This window comes from Streptomyces hypolithicus (genome assembly GCF_052934925.1).
In genome coordinates, this window is record NZ_CM128811.1 from 5,477,411 (window position 1) to 5,499,878 (window position 22,468).

General features: G+C 71.5%; 19 protein-coding genes. 11 read left to right on the forward strand and 8 right to left on the reverse strand.

The window, feature by feature from the left end; genetic code table 11:
- Nucleotides 1-21 precede the first annotated feature (21 nt).
- The 4 genes from ACU6WZ_RS25815 (at nt 22) to fxsA (ending at nt 4,121) form a co-directional block, all read left to right on the forward strand.
- Nucleotides 22-462 carry an Lrp/AsnC family transcriptional regulator gene (locus ACU6WZ_RS25815; RefSeq protein ID WP_214970885.1) on the forward strand — a complete coding sequence of 147 codons (441 nt, stop codon included), beginning with the start codon at nt 22-24 and terminating at the stop codon, nt 460-462.
- Between the two features lie 107 nt (nt 463-569).
- Nucleotides 570-2,210: an amidohydrolase gene (locus ACU6WZ_RS25820; RefSeq protein WP_447030581.1), complete on the forward strand. Its 1,641-nt coding sequence runs from the start codon at nt 570-572 to the stop codon at nt 2,208-2,210.
- A gap of 524 nt (nt 2,211-2,734) precedes the next feature.
- On the forward strand, nt 2,735-3,502 hold the full coding sequence (locus ACU6WZ_RS25825; protein ID WP_447030582.1) for a polyprenol monophosphomannose synthase: 768 nt from the start codon (nt 2,735-2,737) through the stop codon (nt 3,500-3,502).
- A 46-nt stretch (nt 3,503-3,548) separates the two neighbouring features.
- A complete protein-coding gene (gene fxsA, locus ACU6WZ_RS25830) occupies nt 3,549-4,121 on the forward strand; it encodes an FxsA family membrane protein (protein ID WP_447030583.1) in 573 nt (190 codons plus the stop codon).
- Between the two features lie 142 nt (nt 4,122-4,263).
- Here fxsA and ACU6WZ_RS25835 read toward each other — a convergent pair whose 3' ends face one another.
- From ACU6WZ_RS25835 to yczE, 4 genes are all read right to left on the reverse strand, one after another.
- Nucleotides 4,264-4,638 carry an RNA polymerase-binding protein RbpA gene (locus ACU6WZ_RS25835; RefSeq protein ID WP_003959706.1) on the reverse strand — a complete coding sequence of 125 codons (375 nt, stop codon included), beginning with the start codon at nt 4,636-4,638 and terminating at the stop codon, nt 4,264-4,266.
- 254 nt (nt 4,639-4,892) lie between these two features.
- Nucleotides 4,893-6,371: an MFS transporter gene (locus tag ACU6WZ_RS25840; protein WP_447030584.1), complete on the reverse strand. Its 1,479-nt coding sequence runs from the start codon at nt 6,369-6,371 to the stop codon at nt 4,893-4,895.
- A 64-nt stretch (nt 6,372-6,435) separates the two neighbouring features.
- On the reverse strand, nt 6,436-7,215 hold the full coding sequence (locus ACU6WZ_RS25845) for a glycerophosphodiester phosphodiesterase family protein (protein WP_447030585.1): 780 nt from the start codon (nt 7,213-7,215) through the stop codon (nt 6,436-6,438).
- Nucleotides 7,212-7,904 carry a membrane protein YczE gene (gene yczE / locus ACU6WZ_RS25850; protein WP_447030586.1) on the reverse strand — a complete coding sequence of 231 codons (693 nt, stop codon included), beginning with the start codon at nt 7,902-7,904 and terminating at the stop codon, nt 7,212-7,214. The genes ACU6WZ_RS25845 and yczE overlap by 4 nt, the downstream gene beginning before the upstream one ends.
- Before the next feature lie 64 nt (nt 7,905-7,968).
- On the opposite strand from yczE, the gene ACU6WZ_RS25855 reads away from it, so the two are divergent.
- Nucleotides 7,969-9,483, forward strand: a complete 1,515-nt coding sequence (locus ACU6WZ_RS25855) for an SCO1417 family PLP biosynthesis transcription factor (RefSeq protein ID WP_447030587.1) — start codon at nt 7,969-7,971, stop codon at nt 9,481-9,483.
- A 47-nt stretch (nt 9,484-9,530) separates the two neighbouring features.
- Here ACU6WZ_RS25855 and ACU6WZ_RS25860 read toward each other — a convergent pair whose 3' ends face one another.
- A complete protein-coding gene (locus ACU6WZ_RS25860; RefSeq protein ID WP_447030588.1) occupies nt 9,531-11,114 on the reverse strand; it encodes a hypothetical protein in 1,584 nt (527 codons plus the stop codon).
- 37 nt (nt 11,115-11,151) lie between these two features.
- Nucleotides 11,152-11,346 carry a hypothetical protein gene (locus tag ACU6WZ_RS25865; protein WP_028814016.1) on the reverse strand — a complete coding sequence of 65 codons (195 nt, stop codon included), beginning with the start codon at nt 11,344-11,346 and terminating at the stop codon, nt 11,152-11,154.
- Between the two features lie 261 nt (nt 11,347-11,607).
- On the opposite strand from ACU6WZ_RS25865, the gene ACU6WZ_RS25870 reads away from it, so the two are divergent.
- From ACU6WZ_RS25870 to ACU6WZ_RS25895, 6 genes are all read left to right on the forward strand, one after another.
- Nucleotides 11,608-12,000 carry an ankyrin repeat domain-containing protein gene (locus tag ACU6WZ_RS25870; protein ID WP_447030589.1) on the forward strand — a complete coding sequence of 131 codons (393 nt, stop codon included), beginning with the start codon at nt 11,608-11,610 and terminating at the stop codon, nt 11,998-12,000.
- A 281-nt stretch (nt 12,001-12,281) separates the two neighbouring features.
- The gene (locus ACU6WZ_RS25875; protein WP_447030590.1) at nt 12,282-13,700 is read left to right on the forward strand and encodes a HEAT repeat domain-containing protein; all 1,419 of its coding nucleotides are present in this window, start codon (nt 12,282-12,284) and stop codon (nt 13,698-13,700) included.
- Between the two features lie 219 nt (nt 13,701-13,919).
- The gene (locus ACU6WZ_RS25880) at nt 13,920-15,095 is read left to right on the forward strand and encodes a glycosyltransferase family 4 protein (RefSeq protein ID WP_447030591.1); all 1,176 of its coding nucleotides are present in this window, start codon (nt 13,920-13,922) and stop codon (nt 15,093-15,095) included.
- Between the two features lie 44 nt (nt 15,096-15,139).
- Complete coding sequence (locus ACU6WZ_RS25885; RefSeq protein WP_514132739.1) at nt 15,140-16,306, forward strand: glycosyltransferase; 1,167 nt, start codon at nt 15,140-15,142, stop codon at nt 16,304-16,306.
- Between the two features lie 155 nt (nt 16,307-16,461).
- Complete coding sequence (locus ACU6WZ_RS25890; RefSeq protein WP_447030592.1) at nt 16,462-17,322, forward strand: SGNH/GDSL hydrolase family protein; 861 nt, start codon at nt 16,462-16,464, stop codon at nt 17,320-17,322.
- Complete coding sequence (locus ACU6WZ_RS25895) at nt 17,319-20,936, forward strand: hydantoinase B/oxoprolinase family protein (RefSeq protein ID WP_447030593.1); 3,618 nt, start codon at nt 17,319-17,321, stop codon at nt 20,934-20,936. The genes ACU6WZ_RS25890 and ACU6WZ_RS25895 overlap by 4 nt, the downstream gene beginning before the upstream one ends.
- Before the next feature lie 47 nt (nt 20,937-20,983).
- On the opposite strand, the gene ACU6WZ_RS25900 is transcribed toward ACU6WZ_RS25895, so the two are convergent.
- Nucleotides 20,984-21,853, reverse strand: a complete 870-nt coding sequence (locus ACU6WZ_RS25900) for a 5-oxoprolinase subunit C family protein (protein ID WP_447030594.1) — start codon at nt 21,851-21,853, stop codon at nt 20,984-20,986.
- A complete protein-coding gene (locus ACU6WZ_RS25905; RefSeq protein WP_447034256.1) occupies nt 21,850-22,467 on the reverse strand; it encodes a 5-oxoprolinase subunit B family protein in 618 nt (205 codons plus the stop codon). Before ACU6WZ_RS25905 ends, ACU6WZ_RS25900 begins: the two co-directional genes overlap by 4 nt.
- Nucleotide 22,468 lies beyond the last annotated feature (1 nt).

Consider the following 22,468-nt stretch of genomic DNA (forward strand, 5'->3'; position numbering starts at 1 on the left):
GGGGCAATAGGTTGATCCGCTATGGAGGAGCTGGATCGTCAGATCGTGGATTTGCTCGTCAAGGACGGGCGGATGAGTTACACCGACCTGGGCAAGGCCACGGGCCTTTCCACCTCGGCCGTGCACCAGCGGGTGCGCCGGCTGGAGCAGCGGGGGGTCATCCGCGGTTACGCCGCCGTCGTCGACCCGGAGGCGGTCGGGCTGCCGCTCACCGCTTTCATCTCGGTGAAACCGTTCGACCCCAGCGCCCCCGACGACATCTCGGAACGGCTCGCGGGCGTGCCCGAGATCGAGGCCTGCCACAGTGTGGCGGGGGACGAGAACTACATCCTCAAGGTGCGTGTGGCCACCCCGCTGGAGCTGGAGCACCTGCTGACCCGGATCCGGTCCCTGGCCGGCGTCTCGACGCGTACGACCGTCGTCCTCTCCACCCCCTACGAGGCGCGACCGCCGCAGGTCTGACCCTCTCCCTCCCTCCCTCCCTCCCTCCCTCCCTCCGGCCGCTGCCTCCGCCGCCCTGCTGTGCCCCCGTGCGCGGTCACCGTGGTCCAGGGGCGAGACTGGTCACCATGACCGAGCTCAACGCCCCCGGGGCCGAACACCGCACCGTGCTGCTGCGCGGGGGAGACGTCCACAGCCCCGCCGACCCCTTCGCCACCGCCATGGTCGTCGAGCGGGGACATGTCGCATGGGTGGGCTCCGAGGGCGCGGCGGACGCCTTCGCTCCGGGCGTCGACGAGGTGATCGACCTCGAAGGGGCCCTGGTCACCCCCGCGTTCACGGACGCACATGTGCACACCACGTCGACGGGCCTGGCGCTCACCGGCCTCGACGTCTCCGGGGCCCGCAGTCTCGCGGATGCCCTGGAGCTCGTACGGGACCACGCGTCGGCGGCGCCGGCGGGCCGGATCCTGCTGGGCCACGGCTGGGACGCGACCCGGTGGCCGGAGCAGCGCCCCCCGTCCCGCGCCGAACTCGACGCGGCATCCGGCGGCCGGCCGCTGTACCTGCCGCGGATCGACGTCCACTCGGCGGTCGTCACCACCGCACTCCTCGACCTGGTTCGAGGGATCACGGGCCTCGCTGGATACCACCCGGACGCCCCGCTCACCGGCGCCGCCCACCACGCCGTACGCGCCGCCGCGCACGGCGCCGTCACCCCGGCTCAGCGCGCCGAGGCGCAGCAGGCGGCGCTGGACCACGCCGCCTCGCTCGGCATCGGCACGCTCCACGAGTGCGCGGGACCCGAGATCTCCGACGAGGACGACTTCACGGCGCTGCTGAAACTCGCCGCCGGCCGGCCGGGTCCGCGCGTCTTCGGATACTGGGCCGAGCGCGTCGCAGGTGCGAAGGACGCCGAACGTATTCGCGAACTCGGTGCCGTCGGAGCCGCGGGCGACCTCTTCGTGGACGGTGCGCTGGGCTCTCACACGGCCTGCCTCCATGATCCGTACAGCGACGCCTCCCACACCGGCACGGCGTACCTCGACACGGCGGCCGTCGCCGCTCACGTCACCGCGTGCACCGAGGCGGGGCTCCAGGCCGGTTTCCACGCCATCGGGGACGCCGCAGTCACCTCGGTGGTCGACGGCGTGCGCTCCGCAGCGGAGACGCTCGGCCTCGCCCCTGTCCGCGCCGCCCGCCACCGCGTCGAGCACGCCGAGATGATGACCCCCGCGACCATCGCGGCCTTCGCCGAACTCGGCCTGACGGCCTCGGTGCAGCCCGCCTTCGACGCGGCGTGGGGCGGCGAGGACGGCATGTACGCGCAGCGCCTGGGCGCCGAGCGGGCCCGTACGCTCAACCCGTACGCCGCCATGCTGCGCGCAGGTGTGCCGCTCGCCTTCGGCTCCGACAGCCCGGTCACCCCGCTCGATCCATGGGGCACCGTCCGGGCGGCCGCCTTCCACCGCACGCCCGAGCACCGCGTCTCCGTCCGCGCGGCCTTCACCGCGCACACGCGCGGGGGCTGGCGGGCCGTCGGGCGGGACGACGCCGGCACCCTGGTCCCCGGGGCGCCCGCCGACTATGCGCTCTGGCGCGCCGACGAGCTCGTGGTGCAGGCGCCCGACGACCGGGTCGCCCGCTGGTCGACCGACCCACGCTCGGGCACCCCGGGCCTGCCCGATCTCACGCCAGGCGCCCAACTCCCGGTCTGTCTGCGGACCGTGGTTTTCGGACAAACTGTTTTCGTGCGGCCGAACGAGTGATGCGGGAGGGCCGCGTACCGCCGATCGGTGTTCCCGAAGGGCGTCGTACCACCTGGGTATCTTCCGCACTGACCTGCTGATTTGAGTAAACACCCCAGGTCGAACCGCTGTTGACAGAAAGCGGCCGTCGCCGGGTAGGTTCGGCCGAGTCCACCACAGGACGTCCGACCGGCAGATCTCCACGCAGTCGTCGAACGCCGCTGGGTCATGGGGGTGGTGTGCCGCACCGGCGCACCAGCACTCGGAGCCAGGTTCAGCGATCGCGCCTCGGGGCGAGGGAAGGTTTCAGCCGGGCGGAAGGTGGGATCCGGGTGGGGCCCGGACGTTCAGTAGACAACGGCTCTCGGCCGACCCGCAGCCGGCGGGTCCGAGGTCGGCCCGAAGGACACCGGGCCCCCATCCGCAGAAACGACTTGTCGCTACGCCGGTCCAACCGGGGGAGGGCATCCTCGCAGGATCCGTGCAGGTCCGCGGAGCACGCTCGCTATGGTGGTGCATCTGTGTACGGACATTAAGGGGAAGCAGTGAACGACGGCGGTCAGAGGCGCTACGGCCCGCTCGGCAGATCCTTGGTGATCATTCCGACATACAACGAGGTCGAGAACATCCAGCCGATCGTCTCCCGGGTGCGTGCGGCGGTGCCTCACGCGGACGTTCTGGTGGCCGACGACAACAGCCCCGACGGCACCGGCAAGATCGCAGACGAGATCGCGGCCGGCGACGACCAGGTCCACGTCCTGCACCGCAAGGGGAAGGAAGGCCTCGGAGCGGCCTACCTGGCGGGCTTCCGCTGGGGCATCGAGCACGGGTACGGCGTGCTCGTGGAAATGGACGCCGACGGGTCGCACCAGCCCGAGGAACTGCCGCGCCTGCTGACCGCGCTCAAGGGCGCCGACCTCGTGCTCGGCTCGCGCTGGGTGCCGGGCGGGCGCGTCGTCAACTGGCCCAAGCACCGCGAGGTGCTCTCGCGCGGCGGCAGCACGTACTCGCGCTTCCTGCTGGGCGTACCGATCCGCGATGTCACCGGCGGCTTCCGTGCCTTCCGTGCCCAGACCCTGGAGGGCCTCGGTCTCGACGAGGTCGCCTCCCAGGGGTACTGCTTCCAGGTCGACCTCGCCCGCCGGGCGGTCGAGGCCGGATACAACGTCGTCGAGGTGCCCATCACCTTCGTCGAGCGCGAGCTGGGCGACAGCAAGATGAGCCGTGACATCGTCGTCGAGGCACTGTGGCGCGTGACGGCGTGGGGCGTCGGCTCGCGGGCGAACAAGCTGCTGGGGCGCAAGCCCTCCTGACCTCCCCTTTACGCCGCCCAGGCGCCCGCCCAGGCACACTGGGGTCATGACGACCGGTACACCGCCCCCGACGGCTCCCAAGCGCTCCCGGGCGCGCACCTTCGTACCGCTGGGCGTCGCCGCCTGGCTGGCGCTCGAGATCTGGCTGCTGACCCTGGTGGCCGGCGCCGCCGGCGGACTCGCGGTCTTCCTGCTGCTGGTCGCGGGCGTGGTGCTCGGTTCGGTGGTCGTCAAGCGGGCGGGCCGCCGGGCTTTCCAGAACCTCACCGAAACGCTGCAGCGCCGGCAGTCCGGTGAGACGCCCGCGCAGCGACGGGGGAGCAGCGGCAATGGTTTCCTGATGCTCGGCGGGCTGCTCCTGATGCTGCCCGGCCTGATCTCCGACGTGGTGGGGCTGCTGTTCCTCGTTCCGCTGGTCCGGTCGTTCCTCGGCAGGCACGCGGAGCGTTCCCTGGAGCGCCGGATGAGTGCCGTCTCGCGGGGCGGCCTGGGCGACGCCTTCCAGCAGGCCCGTATGCACCGCCCCGACGGCAAGGTCGTGCAGGGTGAGGTCATCAGGGAGGAAGCCTCGCCCGGACCGCGCCACGACGACGGTCCGAAGCTCCCGCCCACCCGCTGACTCATCACGAGCCCTAGACATGACAAGAGCTCACAAGCACCAGACATGACAAGAGCCGCGGGGCTGTGACACAGACTCGCTGTGCCACAGCCCCGCGGCTCTTGCTTGTGTGCAGACTGCCGTCGGGCGCAACGCCAAGGCGTTACGCGGACTTGCGGCTGTCCCGCGGATGCACCGCGATGTTCATGGCGCCGGATCGCAGTACCGCGAGCCTTTCGGCGAGGACCTCTTCGAGCTCCTCGCGGGTGCGCCTTTCCATGAGCATGTCCCAGTGCGTACGCGCGGGCTTGCCCTTCTTCTCCTCAGGCCCGTCGCCGTCTACAAGGAGTGCCTGGGCGCCACACGCCTTGCACTCCCACTCCGGCGGAATTTCTGCCTCGACCGAGAACGGCATCTCAAATCGATGTCCGTTCTGGCATGCGTACTCCACCGCCTGGCGCGGGGCCAGATCGATGCCGCGGTCCGTCTCGTAGCTGGTAACCACGAGTCGCGTGCCGCGGAGAGCTCGCTCACTCATGAATCGTGCCTCCCGGGCTTGTCGCCCACAGGACAGGTGTCGCTGTCGTCGTCATCCGGTCAACGTCCGGTCGGCGGTAAAGATTCCCGTTGCGGGTCCAGCGTCGCCCGTCGTGCCGCCCCTTGTTGTACCCACCAGTGCCCTGTTTGTCACTTCTGGCAGCAGATGTCACCCAGCGTTGTCGAAGTCCGAGCGCGCAGTAACGGGCGCCTGGCAGGCCAAAGGCGTACACTACCGGCCTTTCACTTCAAGGTCTAAATTCGGCCTGGTACGGGGTTTCCCGCCTCCTCCACCGCCCGTCGTACAGGCACCCGAACGAGCAGGACGAAGCCCAGTGCGAAGAAGGCCGTGAGGGAGATGATCGCGTCCCGGTAGCTGCCGGTCAGCTGGTACGCCAGCCCGAACACCAGGGGCCCCAGCCAGCTCATGCCCCGGTCGCTCATCTCGTACACCGAGAAGTATTCGGCTTCTTTGCCGCGCGGCACCAGGTGGGAGAAGAGCGAGCGGGACAGTGCTTGGCTGCCGCCGAGGACCAGGCCGATGGCGGAGGCCAGCGCGTAGAACCAGACCGGCTCTCCGGCCGGCAGGAAGTAGCCTGCTCCGACTGTCAGCGTCCATCCGGCGAGCGAACCCAGGATGGTGCGCTTGGCGCCGAACCGCTGGGCCAGCCGGCCCATGCCGAGCGCGCCCGCCACCGCGAGCACCTGGACCAGCAGAATGGCCGTGATGAGGGTCGTCTGATCGAGGTCCAGCTCCTCGGACCCGTAGATCGAGGCCTGTGAGATCACCGTCTGCACGCCGTCGTTGTAGACCAGATAGGCGAGCAGGAAGGACAGCGTCAGCGGGTGGCGGCGCATGTCCTTGACGGTCGCGACCAATTGCCGCCAGCCCGCCCCGACCCTGCCCGCCCCGACCCTGCCCGCGCCTGCCCTGCCCGCGCCTGCCCTGCCCGCCCCGGCCTCGCTCGCGTACGGGCCGGCCCCGCTCGTGTCCGCGTCACGGCTGCCTGCCCGCCGGTCCCGCAGGCGCCGCAGCGGTACGAGGGTGAAGGCGCCCCACCACAGCCCCGCCGACGCCAGACAGATCCGTACGGCCGTCGCCTCCGAGATCCCGAAGCTCTCGTGCCCCGAATACAGGACCAGGTTGAGTACGAGGACGAAGGCGCCCGAGGTGTAACCGAAGGCCCAGCCCCGCGAGGAGACCCGGTCGCGTTCGTGCGGTTCGGCGATCTGCGGCAGGTAGGCGTTGTAGAGAACCATCGCGACGGACTGGGACGCGTTCGCGACGATCAGCAGGCCGGCGCCCAGCAGGTAGCGGTCGCCGTCCAGGAAGAACATGGCGGCCGTCGCGCCCGCTCCGGTGTACGCCGCGGCGGCCAGCAGTGGCTTCTTGCGCCCCGTACGGTCGGCTGCAGCGCCCACCAGGGGCATGATCAGTAGAGCCACGACGACCGAGACGGATACGGCGTACGCGAAGAGCGAGCCTGCCCGGACCGGGATGCCCAGGGGGTGGACGAACCCGTCCGCGTCCGCCGCGGCCTTGGTGACCGTCGTCAGATACGGGCCGAGGAACACGGTCAGTACGCTGGTCGAGTACACGGAGCACGCGAAGTCGTAGAAGTACCAGCCGCGCTGCTCGCGTCGGCGGGCGGTCGCTCCGCCGGGGCCGTCCGCGTTGCCCTCGCCGTCTTCGCCGTCCCTGCCGTCCGTACGATCCACCGTGCCGGCGCTCACCGGGCGTCCCCTCGCTCGTCCCCGCGTGGACGCGGACCACGGGGGCCGGGCCGGGGCGGGCCGGTCAGGCCCACGCACCCCGCCCGGTCAGTACCGTGCGCAGCGTCTCGATGTGATCCGTCATGATGCCATCCACACCAAGATCAAGAAGTGCTCCCATCCGGACCGGATCGTTGACCGTCCAGACGTGGACCTGCAGGCCCTTCGCGTGCGCCGTACGCACGAAGCGCTGATCGACGACCCTGATTCCGCTCTGCACCTCGGGAACCTGTGCGCACACGGCGCTGCGGCGAACGGCGGCGGGGACGGAGCGCGAACGCAGCCACAGCCCCAGGGCGCCGGTGATGCCGAAGGAGGTGGCGAGGCGGGGGCCCGAGAGGAGCTGCGCCCTGGCCACGCGGTTCTCGTTGAACGAACCGACGCACACCCGGTCCCATGCGCCCGTTCTGCGGATCAGGTCGATCAGCGGCGTCAGCGCCGGCTCCGTCTTGACGTCGATGTTCCAGCGCGCGCCGGGAAATTCTTCCAGCAGTTCCTCGAAGAGGGGCAGCGGTTCGCTGCCCACGACCCGTGCGCGTTTCACGACGTTCCAGGGAAGCGCTGAAATGCGCCCCTGGGCATCCGTCACCCGGTCCAGGGTCGCGTCGTGGAAGGCGACGAGCCGGCCGTCCGCCGTGGCGTGCACATCGGTCTCGAAGTAGCGGTACCCGGCCCGATCGGCGCGCCGGAACGCCGCCGCGGTGTTCTCCAGACCGTCGGAGGCGCCGCCGCGGTGCGCGAAAGCGAGCGTTCCCGGGTGGTCCAGATAGGGATGGCGTACAGCGGGATGGCGTACAGGGGTCACCGGAGGATTGTCGCGCCTTCCGGTGTACCGCCGGCGCCGGGGGTGCTGCCGGTGGCAGGCGCGGGGACGGCGAAGACACGTAGGAAGAACTGCGCGAGCGGCCCGATGGCCAGCGCGTAGACAAGGGTGCCCACGCCGAGCGAGCCGCCCAGCGCGAAGCCGGTGGCGACGACGGCGACCTCGATGGCGGTGCGTACGAGCCGGATGGAGCGCCCTGTGACGCGGTGCAGTCCTGTCATCAGGCCGTCGCGCGGCCCGGGGCCGAAGCGCGCGGCTATGTAGAGACCGGTCGCCACGCCGTTGAGCACCACGCCGGCCAGCATCAGGGGAATCTGCCCGGCCAGGCCGTGCACGTCCGGTACGACCGCCAGCGTGCCGTCCATCGCGACGCCGATCACGATCACGTTGGAGACCGTGCCGAGCCCGGGCCGCTGCCGGATCGGGATCCAGAGCAGCAGGACCACCGCCCCGACGATGATCGAGACGACTCCGATGGTCAGTCCGGTCTTCTCCGCCAGGCCCTGGTGCAGCACCCCCCAGGGTTCGAGGCCGAGGCCGGCGCGCACGAGCACCGCCGAACTCACTCCGTACAGCGCGAGACCGACGTATAGCTGAAGCAGCCGACGAGTGAATTCCCTGGACAAGTGGACGCTCCCTGGTGAGGTACTGGCGATGGTGGACCGCTGCATGACACTCTGTGGCTTGGCAAGAGATGCCATCCATGGCCAATTCGACTTAGGTGGACTGGAAAATATGGCGCAGTGGACTTCGGCGGTCGGGGCGGCTCAGCTCGCCAGGCAGCTCAACGCCCAGCAGTCCCGCCCGCCGGGCCCCGGCTCGCGCCGACCGCCCGCCTATCGTGCGCTCGCCGACGGCATAAGGCTTCTGGTCCTGGAGGGGCGGGTGCCGGTCGCCGCCCGCCTGCCCGCCGAACGCGAGCTCGCCGTGGCGTTGTCTGTCAGCCGCACCACGGTGGCAGCGGCGTACGAGGCCCTGCGCGCCGAGGGCTTCCTCGAGTCGCGCAGGGGGGCGGGCAGCTGGACCGCGGTCCCCGCGGGGAATCCGCTGCCGGCTCGCGGCCTCGAACCCCTGCCGCCCGAGTCCCTCGGCTCGGTCATCGACCTCGGGTGCGCCTCGCTGCCCGCGCCGGAGCCCTGGCTCACCCGCGCGGTACAGGGGGCGCTGGAGGAGCTGCCGCCATACGCCCACACGCACGGCGACTACCCGGCGGGGCTTCCGGCGCTGCGGGAGATGCTGGCGGAGCGGTACACCGAGCGCGGCATTCCCACCATGCCCGAGCAGATCATGGTCACCACTGGGGCCATGGGCGCGATGGACGCCATCTGCCATCTCTTCGCGGGGCGCGGCGAACGTATCGCCGTCGAGTCCCCGTCCTACGCCAACATCCTTCAGCTCATGCGCGAGGCGGGCGCCAGGCTGGTGCCCGTGGCCATGGCCGAGGGGCTGGCGGGCTGGGACCTACCGCAGTGGCGGCAGGTCCTGCGCGACGCCGCGCCCCGGCTCGCGTACGTCGTCGCGGACTTCCACAACCCGACCGGCGCCCTGGCCGACGAGGACCAGCGGCGCCAGCTGGTCGACGCCGCCCGGTCGGCCGGGACCGTGCTGGTCGTCGACGAGACGATGTCCGAGCTTGTTCTCGACGAGGCCGCCGGCTCTGCCGCGTCGGCCATGCCGCGGCCGGTCTGCGCCTTCGACCCGTCGGGCAGCACCGTCCTGACGGTGGGCTCCGCCAGCAAGGCCTTCTGGGCGGGCATGCGCATCGGCTGGGTGCGGGCGGCGCCCGACGTGATCCGCAGTCTGGTGTCGGCCCGAGCCTACGCCGACCTGGGGACTCCGGTGCTGGAGCAGCTGGCGGTCAACTGGCTGATGAGCACGGGAGGCTGGGAGCAGGCCGTGGGCATCCGCCGAGAACAGGCGCGCGAGAACCGCGACGCGCTGGTGGCCGCGGTGCGCAGGGAGCTGCCCGACTGGGAGTTCGACGTACCGCGCGGCGGGCTGACGCTCTGGGTCCGTACCGGCGGCCTGTCGGGTTCGCGGCTGGCCGAGATGGGTGAGCGCGTCGGTGTGCGGGTCCCGTCGGGGCCGCGCTTCGGAGTGGATGGGGCGTTCGAGGGGTATGTGCGGCTGCCGTTCACCGTCGGAGGGCCGGTGGCCGAAGAAGCGGCCGTCCGGCTGGCGGCGGCCGCGAGGCTCGTCGAGAGCGGGGCGAGGTCCGGTACGGAGGCCCCGCGGACGTTCGTGGCCTGACCTCAGCCCTGTCCCCGGCCAGGCCCCCGGCCTTGTGGTCCGCCGGGTCAGCCCTCGGCGGAGACGGGCGAGGAGTCCGGGTCCTGCGGCTGGGGCTGGATCTGGGCCTGTGCCCGGGCCTCCGGAGCGGGCGCGGGCTCGGGCAGCAGGTCGACTACGGCCTGCCGGTGCCCCTCGCTGGTCGCGTCGTCGTACGGATCGGGCGTCGCGGGAACCTGAAGCCGCATCACGGGCCCCGCGCCGAGCTTCGCGTAGCCGCGTCCGGGCGGGGTGTCGCGTGTGGGCGTGGTGTGCGCGGGCTCGCCCAGCACGGACTCCACCTGACCGGGGGCCGCCGGACCGAGCACCACACGCGCGCGCGTGTGAGTACGAACGGTCTCGCTCAGGGCGTCCACCGCGTCGAACTGCTCGGCCACCACGACCGTCACGTTCGCCGCCCTGCCGTGCCGCAGCGGCACCTGAAGCAGCTGCTGCGGGTCGGTTCGCCCGTCGGCCGCGGCCAGATGACCGAAGACGCTCGGCCGGTCCAGCAGGATCCACAGCTGGCGTTTGGTGTCCTCCGGAGCGGGGTGTCCGGCCTGGCGGGCGCGGTTCGCGGCGATCAGCCGCCGCTCGGTCTCGTGTGCCGCCCATTCCAGGCTGGCGAGCGCTCCCGAGAGCGCGCATTCGACCGCCAGTACCCCGGTACGTCCGGTGAGGCACGCGTACTCGCCGGTGCCACTGCCCTCGATGATCAGTACGTCGCCGTGCTGGAGAGCCTGGAGGGCGATCGAGCGCAGCAGGCCGGTCGTTCCGCTTCCGGGCAGACCCACGGCGAGCAGATGCGGCTCCGTCGAGCGTGCCCCGGTGCGCCACACGACCGGAGAGGCGTCGTACGTCCGGTCGCCTTCCGTGACCGGAACGGTCCGCTGGACCGCGTCGGGGTCGGTAAAGCCCAGCACCGTCTCGCCGGGGGCCGTGACGAAGCGCTGTGCGCCGATGGTGGTGGACAGGGCGGGGAGCACCGCCATGACGAGCTGGTTGCCCACCTCGTCCCATTCGAAGTGGTACTCCCGGCCCCGGCCGGACTTGGCGTGCAGCAGGTGCTCGATTCGGGCCCGGGACGAGGCCTCGCCGTCGGTGAAGTACGCCGGGTAGTGCACCAGCAGCCGCACCAGCCGGCCGTCGTCGAAGCTGTACTCGGGAAACGCCTTATCCCACTCGCCGCCGTGGCTGAACAGCGGACTGGGGTCGTCGGGCACCGAGAAGTACGGCACCAGGGCCTCATAGACGGCCCGGAGCCGGTCGGTCTCGGCCGGATCGGGACCGCGCCGCACAGCGGTGTGCTCCCGTCCTTTCCAGGCGGCCGCGGCCATCACCGTGATCAGGGCGAGCAGCGGCCCGTACGGGATGAGCGCGACCACCAGCACGACAGCCGCCACCAGGAACAACGCGGAACCACGCCGGTCCTTCGGCGTATCGCTCCACTTGCGCCGGCCGGTGGCGGCCAGCCGCCGCAGACCACGCGTGAGGGTGATCAGCGGATGGAGGACGTCGGCGGCACTGTCGGCTGCTGTGCGCGCGATCTCGCGGCTGCGGGTGATCGAGGCACTGCCGCTGCTCGGAATGCGGGGGTGTGGACGCCGGGCCACTTCGGTCTCCTGGAGGTGTTGAAGCGGTTACGGCAGGTCAGAACTTGATCCCGCCCAGTAGACCGGCGAGGCTCGCGCCTCCGGCCTTGATGCTCGGGGCGATGGCTGTGCCCGCGAGGTAGAAGCCGAACAGTGCGCAGACGAGCGCGTGCGATGCCTTGAGGCCGTCTTTCCGGAAGAACAGGAAGACGATGATGCCGAGCAGTACGACGCCTGAGATGGACAGGATCATGAGGTGTTCTCCTGGTTGAGGGGACAGTCACCATGAGTTCTTCCAGGGGCACGGGATGTATCTATACGGCGAAAGGTGCAAATGGGTTACTTTTCAGATTTTTCACCGGAGTGGCCCATGGCGGCCCGCCTGCCGTGATCTTTGCCGCTGCCGGGCCGGGTCATGTCCTGCGCCGGGCAGTACCCTGACGATTCACCCGTACGGCGCTGTGCCGTACGTACAGGTCACAGCAGTGAACGGCAGTGGAGGGCGGTCCGTCCGATGAGTGAAGCCCCGGATCCGGAAGTGGTCGAACTGGCCACCAAGATCTTCGACCTGGCCCGCCGGGGTGAGACCGAGGCGCTCGCCGCGTACCTCGACGCCGGCGTGCCCGCGAACCTCACCAACGACCGGGGCGACTCCCTGGTGATGCTCGCCGCCTATCACGGTCACGCCGCGTCCGTGGACGCCCTCCTCAGCCGGGGCGCCGACCCCGACCGCGCCAATGACCGGGGGCAGACGCCACTCGCCGGCGCCGTGTTCAAGGGCGAGGAGGCGGTGATCCGTGCCCTGGTGGGCGGCGGCGCCGACCCTGCCGCGGGAACGCCGTCCGCTGTCGACACGGCACGCATGTTCGGCAAGGCGGAACTGCTGGAGCTGTTCGGCGTCCGGTGACCGCCCCGGTGAACGGGGCGTCGTAAATGTGGTCGCGTCGGCGAAATGGCTGGGTCATCATGACGTCGGATTCACATGCACGGGGTGCGGGCAGGAGTTGCCGGACCACAGGGGATGTGAGCGGGCCCGCTCCGGGCCCACCGATGAAAGGCAGAGGAAAATGGTCTACGCCGAGCACGCGTCGACGACGGACGGCCGAACATGTTGTCGCGCGGCCTAGGAAGTGTCCGAGAAACGGCACGTTTCCGGTTGCGTCGACAGCTTGATGTGAGGCTTTTCCCATGTTCGATCCAGTCATAGCGCCGAGCGGCACCCTGCTCGGCCTCCTGCAGAGGGGCCGCGGCGACGGCACCCTGCACGCGCTCGCCGCGCCCCGCCCCGAAGCGCTCGCGGCCGTTAGCCACTGCGTTCTCGACGACCCCCGCCACGACTGGCAGGTCGAGAACCGCTCCCTGTACTACGCGCGCCTCTACCTGGATCTCGACGGCGGCCTCGAGGAGATCGAGCAGCACCTCCTCGACCCCGAGGACCTCGTCGACACGGACGAGAACCGGACCGGCCTCGCACTCGCCGTGCTCGGCCACCTCGCGTCATACGGCAGGAACGACGCCATGGCGCTGCTGCGGCGCTACGCCATGACCGGCACCAACTGGACCTGGGCGCTCGACGAACTCGCCCTGCGCGACGACGACGCCGGGCTGCGCGCCCTCGCCGAGTCCGTGCTGGCCCGCTTCCCCGGTACGCCCCAGGGTGACGCCGAGCTGGCCGCCGCGGTGCGGGACGCCTTCGAGCCGCGGCCGTGGCGGCTGTGGTCCGAGGACCCGCGGGAAGCCGTCGGAGGCCGGGTCCGGGCGGCCACAGAACAAGGGTCGTTCGACCGCTGGCAACGGCAGATGCGGCCCACGGGTCCACGCCCGGGCTGGAGCGTCCAGGCCGTCTTCGACTGGGCCGAGCAGGGCCTGGACCGCGGTACGCCGCTCCACGTGCCCGCAGCCCGCTGCCTGACCGCCGTCGCCGCGCCCGCGGACCGCGCGGCCATCGTCGAGGCCGCACGCAGCGGCCAGGAGGGCGCGCGCAGTACGGCGCTGCACTACCTCGCCGAATCACGGGACGCCGTGGTGCTCGACCTCATCGAAGCGGCGGCGCTCAGCGCGTCGCCTACGGTCGCCGACGCCGCGGCTGCCGCCTTCGAGCGGATGTGCGGAGCCGACGCTGTGGACCGTGCCCGCCGCTGGGTGCACCGCCCCGACGCCCTGGGTGCCTCCGCGGCCGGTGTGCTTGCCTGCCGGGGCGGCGCCGAGGACGCCCCGCTCGTACTCGGCGCGCTGCGGGAGACCGTACGCGCCCAGGGCCCCGACGCACCGCTCCTGTGGACGCTCGTGGACGGGGCCGGCCGGCTCGGCATCTGCGCGGCGGCGCCCGTACTGCGACACGTCTACCGGGAGACGGCCTCCTCGCACCTGCGCGGCCGCGCGGCGCGCGCTCTTGCTGTCACGGACCCGACCTACGCCACCGGATTCGCGGTCGAGTGCCTGTGGGACTGCGAGGAGACCACGAGAGAAGTGGCCGCCCGGCACGCCGAGACCGGTGACGCGCGGGTGGCGGAGCGGCTGCGGCGGCTCGCTGCCGACCCGGCCGAGGAGGCCGAGGTGCAGACCGCCGTACGCAGCAGGATCGGACCGGACGCGGCTGCGCTGTAGGTCGGACCGGACGCGGCCGGCGTTGTGAGGGGGCGCGCGTCGGCTCGGTGTACGGATGTGACGGGGGAGTGACGCGGGGCCCGAGGCGCGGTGTGACGGCGGGCGGTGACGAGCGCGGGGGCACGTCGCCCGGCCACGGGGCCAAACGCTCATAGGACGTTCCTCGCCCGGAAAGATCCAAGTCGGCCGGGCCACGTCCGGCGCGGCGACAACACGGGTATGCGTGTCGCCATCGTCACCGAGTCCTTTCCGCCCGACGTCAACGGCGTTGCCCACTGCGCCCTGCAGACCGCCCGGCACCTCGCCGACCGCGGTCACCAACCCCTCGTCATAGCCCCGGCCGCGAGTGCCGGGCCCTCCTCCCCTGCCACCGACGGGGGAGGAGCCGCCGACGCCGGCCTCACCTCCGGGGCCTGGAACGGGCCGGCCTACCCGGTGGTGCGCGTGCCCTCTCTTCCACTGCCCGGCTATCCGCAGGTGCGGGTCGCTCTGCCCAGCCGGCGGGTGGCCGCCGCGATCGCTGCCCACCGCGCCGATGTCGTTCACCTGGCCAGCCCGTTCGTGCTGGGCGTGCGTGGCATGGCGGCTGCCGCGCGACTGGGCATACCGGCCGTCGCCGTCTACCAGACCGACCTCGCCGGCTATGCCCGTACATACATGGGAACCGGTGAAGGGACGGCATGGCGGCGCATCCGCACCGTGCACAGCGCCGCGGACCGCACCCTCGCGCCCTCCACGGCCGCCGTGCGTGACCTGGAGGAACAGGGAGTGCCGCGCGTGCGGCTGTGGGCCCGCGGGGTCGACACGCTGCGCTTCAGGCCCTCCCTGCGGGACGAGGCGCTGCGGCGGGAGCTGGCCCCGGGCGGGGAACTGCTCGTCGGATATGTCGGGCGGCTGGCTCCCGAGAAGCAGGTGGAACTGCTGGCGGGTGTGTGCGGGCTGCCGGGCGTTCGCGTCGTGGTGGTCGGGGACGGGCCGAGCGAACCTTCACTGCGGGCCGTGCTGCCCGGCGCCGTCTTCCTGGGGCGCAGGACGGGCGCCGAGCTCGCCCGGATCTTCGCTTCCCTGGACGTCTTCGCGCACACCGGACCGTACGAAACCTTCTGCCAAACCGTGCAGGAAGCCATGGCGAGCGGCGTACCGGTGATCGCGCCGGCGGCGGGCGGGCCGCTCGACCTGGTCCGCCACCGGCACACCGGTCTGCTCGTCGCCCCGCGCGACGCGGCGGCCGTACGGGCAGCGGTCTCCTGGCTCGCCGACGAACCAGGACTGCGCACGGCGTACGGAAGGGCGGGACGGACCGATGTTGAGAGCAGGACCTGGGCCTGTGTCGGCGACCAACTGCTCGGCCACTACGAAGAGGTACTGCGCGAACGGCAGGTGTTGGCGGCATAAGCGTCCCCGGCGCAGGCAGTGACACGGGCAGCGGCGGGGGCCCGCTGCGTATCGTGCGGCTGGCCAACTTCGTCACCCCCGCCTCGGGCGGACTGCGGACCGCTCTGCGGGAACTGGGGCGCGGCTACCGTGCGGCGGGACACGAACCGGTTCTTGTCGTTCCCGGGAAGCGCGAAAACGACGAAAACACCGCACAGGGGCGCGTCATCACGCTGCCCGGCGTGGTGCTCCCGGGAACGGGCGGCTACCGCGTCCTCGCCGACCGGCGACGGCTGCGCGGCGTTCTGGAGACGCTCGCCCCGGACCGGATCGAAGTCTCCGACCGTACGTCGCTGCGCTGGACCGGGGAGTGGGCGCGGCGCCGCAGGGTGCCTTCCGTGATGGTGTCGCACGAAACGGCGGACGGAGTGCTGCGCACCTGGGGGCTGTCGGAAGCGGCCGCCGCGCGGGCGGCGGACCGGCTCAACCGGCGCAGTGCGTGGGCGTACTCGCGGATCGTGTGCACGACGGAATGGGCGGAACGCGAGTTCGTCCGCATCGGAGCGCGCAACGTGGTGCGCGCGCCCCTCGGTGTGGATCTGCGCGAGTGCAGGCCGGGGAGGCGCAGCGAGGCGCTGCGCGCCCGCTACGTTCGGGGGAACGACGTGCTGCTCCTGCTGTGCTCGCGCCTGTCGGTCGAAAAGCGCCCGGGAACAGCCCTGGACGCGCTTGCGGCCCTTCGCGGGAACGGTGTGCGAGCCGCAATGGTGGTCGCCGGCGACGGCCCCATGCGGGACAGCCTGGAGCGCAGGGCGCGTGCGGAAAGGCTGCCGGTCCTCTTCCTCGGACACCTCGGTGACCGCGACCCGCTGGCGGACCTCCAAGCCGCGGCGGACATCTGCCTGGCTCCGGGGCGCGCGGAAACCTTCGGTCTGTCCGCGCTGGAGGCACTGGCGTGCGGGACCCCCGTGGTCGCCAGTGCGTCGTCGGCGCTTCCCGAGGTTGTCGGGGACGCGGGTCTGGCTGCCGCCGACAGCGGTGAGGCGTTCGCCCGAGCGGTAGGACAGCTTCTCGCGCAGCCCGAGAAGGCCCGCCGCGCCGCGGCCAGGGAACGCGCCGAACTCTTCGGCTGGCCGGCGTCGGTGCAGGCTTTCCTCGCGGCGCACGAGGCGCACGCAGTGCCCCAGACGCGTGAGGCGACGGCCGAGCCGGCGCGGGATGTGTCGAGATGAGCCTCAGAGCTGACGCCGGGCCCCGGCTCGCCGTGCCCCGGCCCGTTCACGGCGAGCCCGGACGCCGATCAGGTGCCGGGGGCGCCCTTGGCGGGGGCCCCGTCCTTGTCAGGGGTCCCCGCCTTGTCCGAGGCCCCTCAGGCCCTGGGAGGGCGGTGCGGTTCGCTGCGCTGGGGGATTCGCTCAGCGAGGGGATCGGAGACCCGGTGGGCGGAGCGTGGCGTGGTTGGGCCGCCCTGCTCGCCGCCGGCCTCGTGGGGCACGTGGAGCCGGCGGAGTTTCGCAACTTCGCTGTCAGCGGCGCCCTCACTCGCGACGTCGCAGAACTCCAGGCGCCCGCCGCTCTCGCCTACCGCCCTGACATCGCCTCCGTCGTTGTCGGCGTCAACGACACCCTCCGCCGCACCTTCGACATCCACGACCTGACCGTGCGTCTCGACGCGGTCTGCGCGGCTCTGACCGCGCAGGGCGCCGTACTGCTGACCGCCTGTCTGCCCGACCCCGGAACCATGCTCCGCCTGCCGTCCGCGCTCGCCCGTCCGCTGGCCCGCAGACAGCGCGCCGTCAACGCCGTGGTGCACGTTCTCTCGGCCCGCTACGACGCCGTACATCTGCACGTCGCCGAGGGCCCCTGGGTGGCCGACCGCGGTCTGTGGAGCGCCGACCGGCTGCACCCGGGGGAGCGTGGGCACCGACTGATCGCCGCCCGTTTCCACGCACTGCTCGTCGCCCACGGGTTCGCGACGGGTGAACCGCCTGGATACGAACCCGAGCAGCCCCCGCCCACGCGCGCGGCCGCTCTGCGGTGGCTGCTGACAGCGGGCACGGGCTGGCTCGCGCGGCGTTCCACGGACCTGCTGCCACAGCTTCTGAGCCTGGCGGCGGCAGAGGTACGTCACGGGGCGCGCGGCACCAGCGTCCGGCTCGACCAGTGCGCCACCCAGGCCCTGTCGGGCGCGCTCGCCGCCGTCTCCGCTGCGCCCGCTCCCACGCCCCTTGCCAGAATGGGAGAATGAGCGGGCGCTGGGAATTCTGGATCGACCGTGGTGGCACCTTCACCGATGTGGTGGGCCGGCGGCCCGACGGGCGGCTCGTCACCCGCAAGCTGCTCTCTCACGACCCCGGGCGCTACCGGGACGCCGCCGTCGCCGGAATCCGGCTCATGCTTGGCCTCGGCCCTGACGAGCCCATCCCGGCCGACCGGATCGACAGCGTCAAAATGGGCACCACAGTCGCCACCAACGCGCTCCTGGAACGGCGGGGCGAGCCGACCGTGCTCGTCGTCACCGAGGGCTTCCGGGACGCCCTGAAGATCGCCTACCAGAACCGTCCCCGGCTCTTCGACCGTCACATCGTGCTCCCCGAGGCGGTGTACGAACGCGTCGTCGAGGTGCCGGAGCGGATCGACGCGCACGGAGTGACCGTGCGCCCCCTGGACCTCACCGCTGTCAGGGAGCACCTGCACGCGGTGTGGAACGACGGACTGCGCAGCGTCGCCGTCGTGCTGATGCACGGCTACCGTCATCCGGCCCACGAGAGCGCCGTCGCCGACGTGGCGCGCGAGCTGGGCTTCACCCAGGTGAGCTGTTCGCACGAGGTCAGTCCGCTGATCAAACTGGTGCCGCGGGGCGACACGACCGTCGTCGACGCGTACCTCTCGCCCGTCCTTCGCCGGTACGTCGACGAGGTCGCCGAAGAACTCGCGGACGTGCGCCTGATGTTCATGCAGTCCAACGGCGGCCTGCGCGAGGCCGCGCACTTCCGCGGGAAGGACGCGGTGCTGTCGGGCCCCGCGGGCGGTGTCGTCGGCATGGCCCGAACCTCGCAGCAGGCCGGATTCGAGCGCGTCATCGGCTTCGACATGGGCGGCACCTCCACCGATGTGTCGCACTACGCGGGCGAGTTCGAGAGGGACTTCGGTACGCAGGTGGCGGGTGTACGCATGCGCGCCCCCATGATGAACATCCACACAGTCGCCGCGGGCGGCGGTTCCGTGCTGCATTTCGACGGCCGTCGCTACCGGGTCGGTCCCGACTCGGCGGGAGCCGACCCGGGACCCGCCTGCTACCGCGGGGGCGGCCCGCTCACCGTCACCGACGCCAATGTGATGCTCGGGCGCGTCCAGCCGGACCACTTCCCCGCCGTCTTCGGACCGCACGGTGACGAGCCGCTGGACGCCGCAACCGTCCGCCACCGCTTCGCGCGGCTCTGCGAGGAGGTGGCCGACGCGACCGGTGTACGACGCAGCCCCGAGGAGGTCGCGTCGGGGTTCGTCGACATCGCCGTGCTCAACATGGCGAACGCCGTCAAGAAGATCTCCGTACAGCGCGGTCACGACATCACCCGTTACGCCCTCACCAGCTTCGGGGGTGCGGGAGGCCAGCACGCGTGCGCGGTGGCCGACGCCCTGGGCATCGACACGGTGATCGTGCCACCGCTGGGCGGTGTGCTCTCGGCGTACGGCATCGGTCTGGCCGACGCCACCGCCATGCGCGAGCAGTCGGTGGAGGCGGAACTCGACGAGGCCACGCTCGGCCGCGTACACGAGCTGTGCGACCGGCTGGCGGCCCGCACCCGTACGGAGTTGCGCGCCGACGGAGTGGCTGAGCCGGCGATCAGCGTCCACGCGCGCGTCCATCTGCGGTACGCGGGCACGGACGCGAGCCTGCCCGTGGCCCTGGGCAGTGTCCTGGAGATGACCGAGGCCTTCGAGGCGGACCACCGCGCGCGGTACGCGTTCACGATGGACAAGCCCCTGGTGGTCGAAGCGGTCTCCGTCGAGGCAGCGGGCGCCCCGGGACCGAACGTTCCCCGGAACGCCGTCGAACCGCACCCGCGCACGGTCCCCCTGAGGCCCCGAGCCACGGTAGGGATGTTCACCCAGGGGAGCCGGCAGAACACCCCGCTGTACCGGCGCGACGACCTGGTGCCCACGGACACCGTCACCGGCCCCGCTGTCGTCGCCGAGGACGACACCACCACAGTGGTCGACCCGGGCTGGCAGGCAGCCGCAGGAGAACACGGGCACCTCATCCTCACCCGCGTACGCCCCCGCTCCGGTCTCAAGGCGGTCGGCACCGACGTCGATCCGGTCATGCTGGAGGTGTTCAACAACCTCTTCATGGCCATCGCCGAGCAGATGGGCGTGCGGCTCGAAAACACCGCGCACTCGGTCAACATCAAGGAGCGGCTGGACTTCTCGTGTGCGCTTTTCGACGCGCACGGGAACCTCATCGCGAACGCTCCGCACATTCCCGTGCACCTCGGTTCGATGGGCGAGTCCATCAAGGAAGTGCTCCGGCGGGACGAAGGCTCGATCCGCCCGGGCGACGTGTACGCCGTCAATGATCCCTACCACGGTGGCACCCACCTGCCTGACGTCACTGTCGTGACACCGGTGTTCGGCGCGGACGGCGGGCCCATGCTTTTTCTGGTCGCCTCGCGCGGACATCACGCCGAGATCGGCGGCATCAGCCCCGGCTCGATGCCCGCTTTCAGCCGTACGGTGCACGAAGAGGGTGTTCTCTTCGACAACTGGCTTCTGGTGAGGGACGGCAGGCTGCGCGTGAACGAGACACGTGAGCTGTTGGTCACTGCCCCGTACCCGTCGAGGGACCCGGACACAAACCTCGCCGATCTGCGCGCACAGATCGCCGCCAACGAAAGGGGTGTCGCGGAACTACGCTGCATGGTCGACCAGTTCGGATTGGAGGTGGTGCAGGCTTACATGCGGCACGTACAGGACAACGCGGAGGAGTCCGTACGCCGTATCGTCGCCGGCCTGCGGGACGGTTCGTACCGTTACGAGACCGACAACGGAGCCGTGATCGAGGTCGCGCTGCGGGTGGACCGGGACAGCCGGAGCGCGGTGCTGGACTTCGGCGGGACGTCCGCGCAGCAGCCCGGGAACTTCAACGCACCCAGGTCGGTGGTCATGGCGGCTGTGCTGTACGTCTTCAGGACCCTGGTGGCCGACGACATCCCCCTCAACAGCGGCTGTCTGGCACCCCTGGAGGTGCGTGTACCCGAAGGGTCGATGCTGTCACCGTCCTTTCCTGCGGCGACCGTGGCGGGCAATGTCGAGACGTCCCAGGCGGTGACCGGTGCGCTGTACGCCGCGCTCGGGGTGCAGGCCGAGGGCTCGGGAACGATGAACAACCTCACCTTCGGCAACGACCGTGTGCAGTACTACGAGACCGTGGCCAGTGGTTCGGGGGCTGGCGACGGGTTCGACGGCGCCGACGCCGTGCAGACCCACATGACCAACTCGCGTCTCACCGACCCGGAGGTGCTCGAATGGCGTTACCCCGTGCGCCTGCAGAGCTTCACCGTCCGCGCAGGCAGTGGTGGAGCGGGCCGGTGGCAGGGCGGCAGCGGGGTGGAGCGCAGGATCCGTTTCCTGGAGCCCATGACGGTGGCGCTGCTGTCCGGGCACCGTCGCGTCCCCCCGTACGGCATGGCGGGCGGCGGGCCCGGTGCGACGGGCAGCAACCTGATCGAGCGAGCCGACGGCACCCGAACGGCGCTGGACGGCTGCGACACAGCCGAAGTCGAGCCTGGGGACGTCTTGGTGATCCGCACGCCTGGTGGAGGCGGATACGGCCCTGTGGTGCCTCCCGAGGGCCCCTGAGCGGCCCCTGGCAGCTCTGGCCGCTCCTGTGTGCTCCGTCGGGCTGCTCAGCGGCCCGAGAGGGGGACGAAGCGCACCGGGGTCCCTGGGGCGGCCTGGGCGGCGGCGGCGAGGTCCCGCTCCCTGACGACAGCGATCACCGGATAGCCACCCGTCGTGGGGTGGTCGGCCAGGAAGACCACGGGCCGGCCGTCCGGCGGCACCTGCACCGCCCCCAGCACCATCCCCTCGCTGGGCAGTTCACCGTCGACGGCACGCCCCAGAGGCGGCCCCTGTGTGCGCAGCCCGATCCGGTTGCTCACGGAGGACACCCGGAAGTCGCCACGGAGCAGGGTGCGCAGCGCCGTTCCCGTGAACCAGTCACTGCGCGGCCCGGGTTCCACCCGCAACACCAGTTCTGCCGGGGGGCCCGGCAACGGCAGTACATCGGCGTACGCGGGTACGCCCCATTTTTCGCCCAGGGGCAACACCGCGCCATCGGTCAGCGGAGCCGGGCCGAGCCCCGACAGGAGATCGGTGGCGCGGCTGCCCAGTACGGGTTCGACGGCAACGCCACCCGCGAACGCCAGGTAGCTTCGTACACCGCGCACCGCATCGCCCACCTCCAGCACCGCACCCGCCGCGAGACGGACCGGCGCGCCCCAGGGGGCGGGGCGCCCGTCGACGGTGACGCAGCACGGCGCTCCGGTGACCGCGACCGTCACCGCGCAACGCGGCCGTACCGCGCACCCGTTGACCGTCGTCTCCAGGAGGGCCGCCTCCGGTGGGTTGCCCGCCAGCCGGTTCGCGAGATCGCTCGCCGGCCGGTCGAGCACGCCGGAGCGCGGCACCCCCAGATGTGCGTGCCCGGGGCGTCCCCAGTCCTGCACGGATGTCAGCGCCCCGGCCCGTACGACGGCGAATGCCCGGTCCGTCACAGCCGCTCCGGAACGATGCGCACCCGGACACCGGGAGTCAGCAGGGCCGCGGGTTCACGTGTGTGGTCCCACAGCACGGCGTTCGTCGACCCGATGAGTTGCCATCCGCCGGGGGAGGAGCGGGGGTACACCCCGGTGTACGGCCCCGCCAGGGCAACGGAGCCCGCGGGGACCGAGGTGCGTGGTGTGGTCCTGCGCGGCACGGCGTACCGCTCGCCGAGACCGGTCATATAGCCGAACCCGGGAGCGAACCCGCAGAACGCCACCCGGAAGGCGGCTGCCGCGTGGATCCGCCCCACCTCGTGCGGCGCCACACCCCACAGCTCGGCCACCGCGTCGAGATCGGGGCCGTCGTAGCGCACCGGAATCTCGACCGTCTCACGAACGTCCGGTGCGAGCGACGGGATCTCCCAGCGGGCCACCTGCTGACCGAACGTGCCGGGGTCGTCGATGCCGTCCAGCAGCACGGTGCGCGCCGCCGGCACGATCTCCCGCACCGCGGGCAGCGTGCCCTGCTCGCGGCGCCGGAGCAGTTCGGCGTGGAGCGCATCGGCGTCCTCGCCGCTGCCGAGTTCGATCAGCAGCGCCCTGCTGCCGGCCGGCAGCACCCTCATG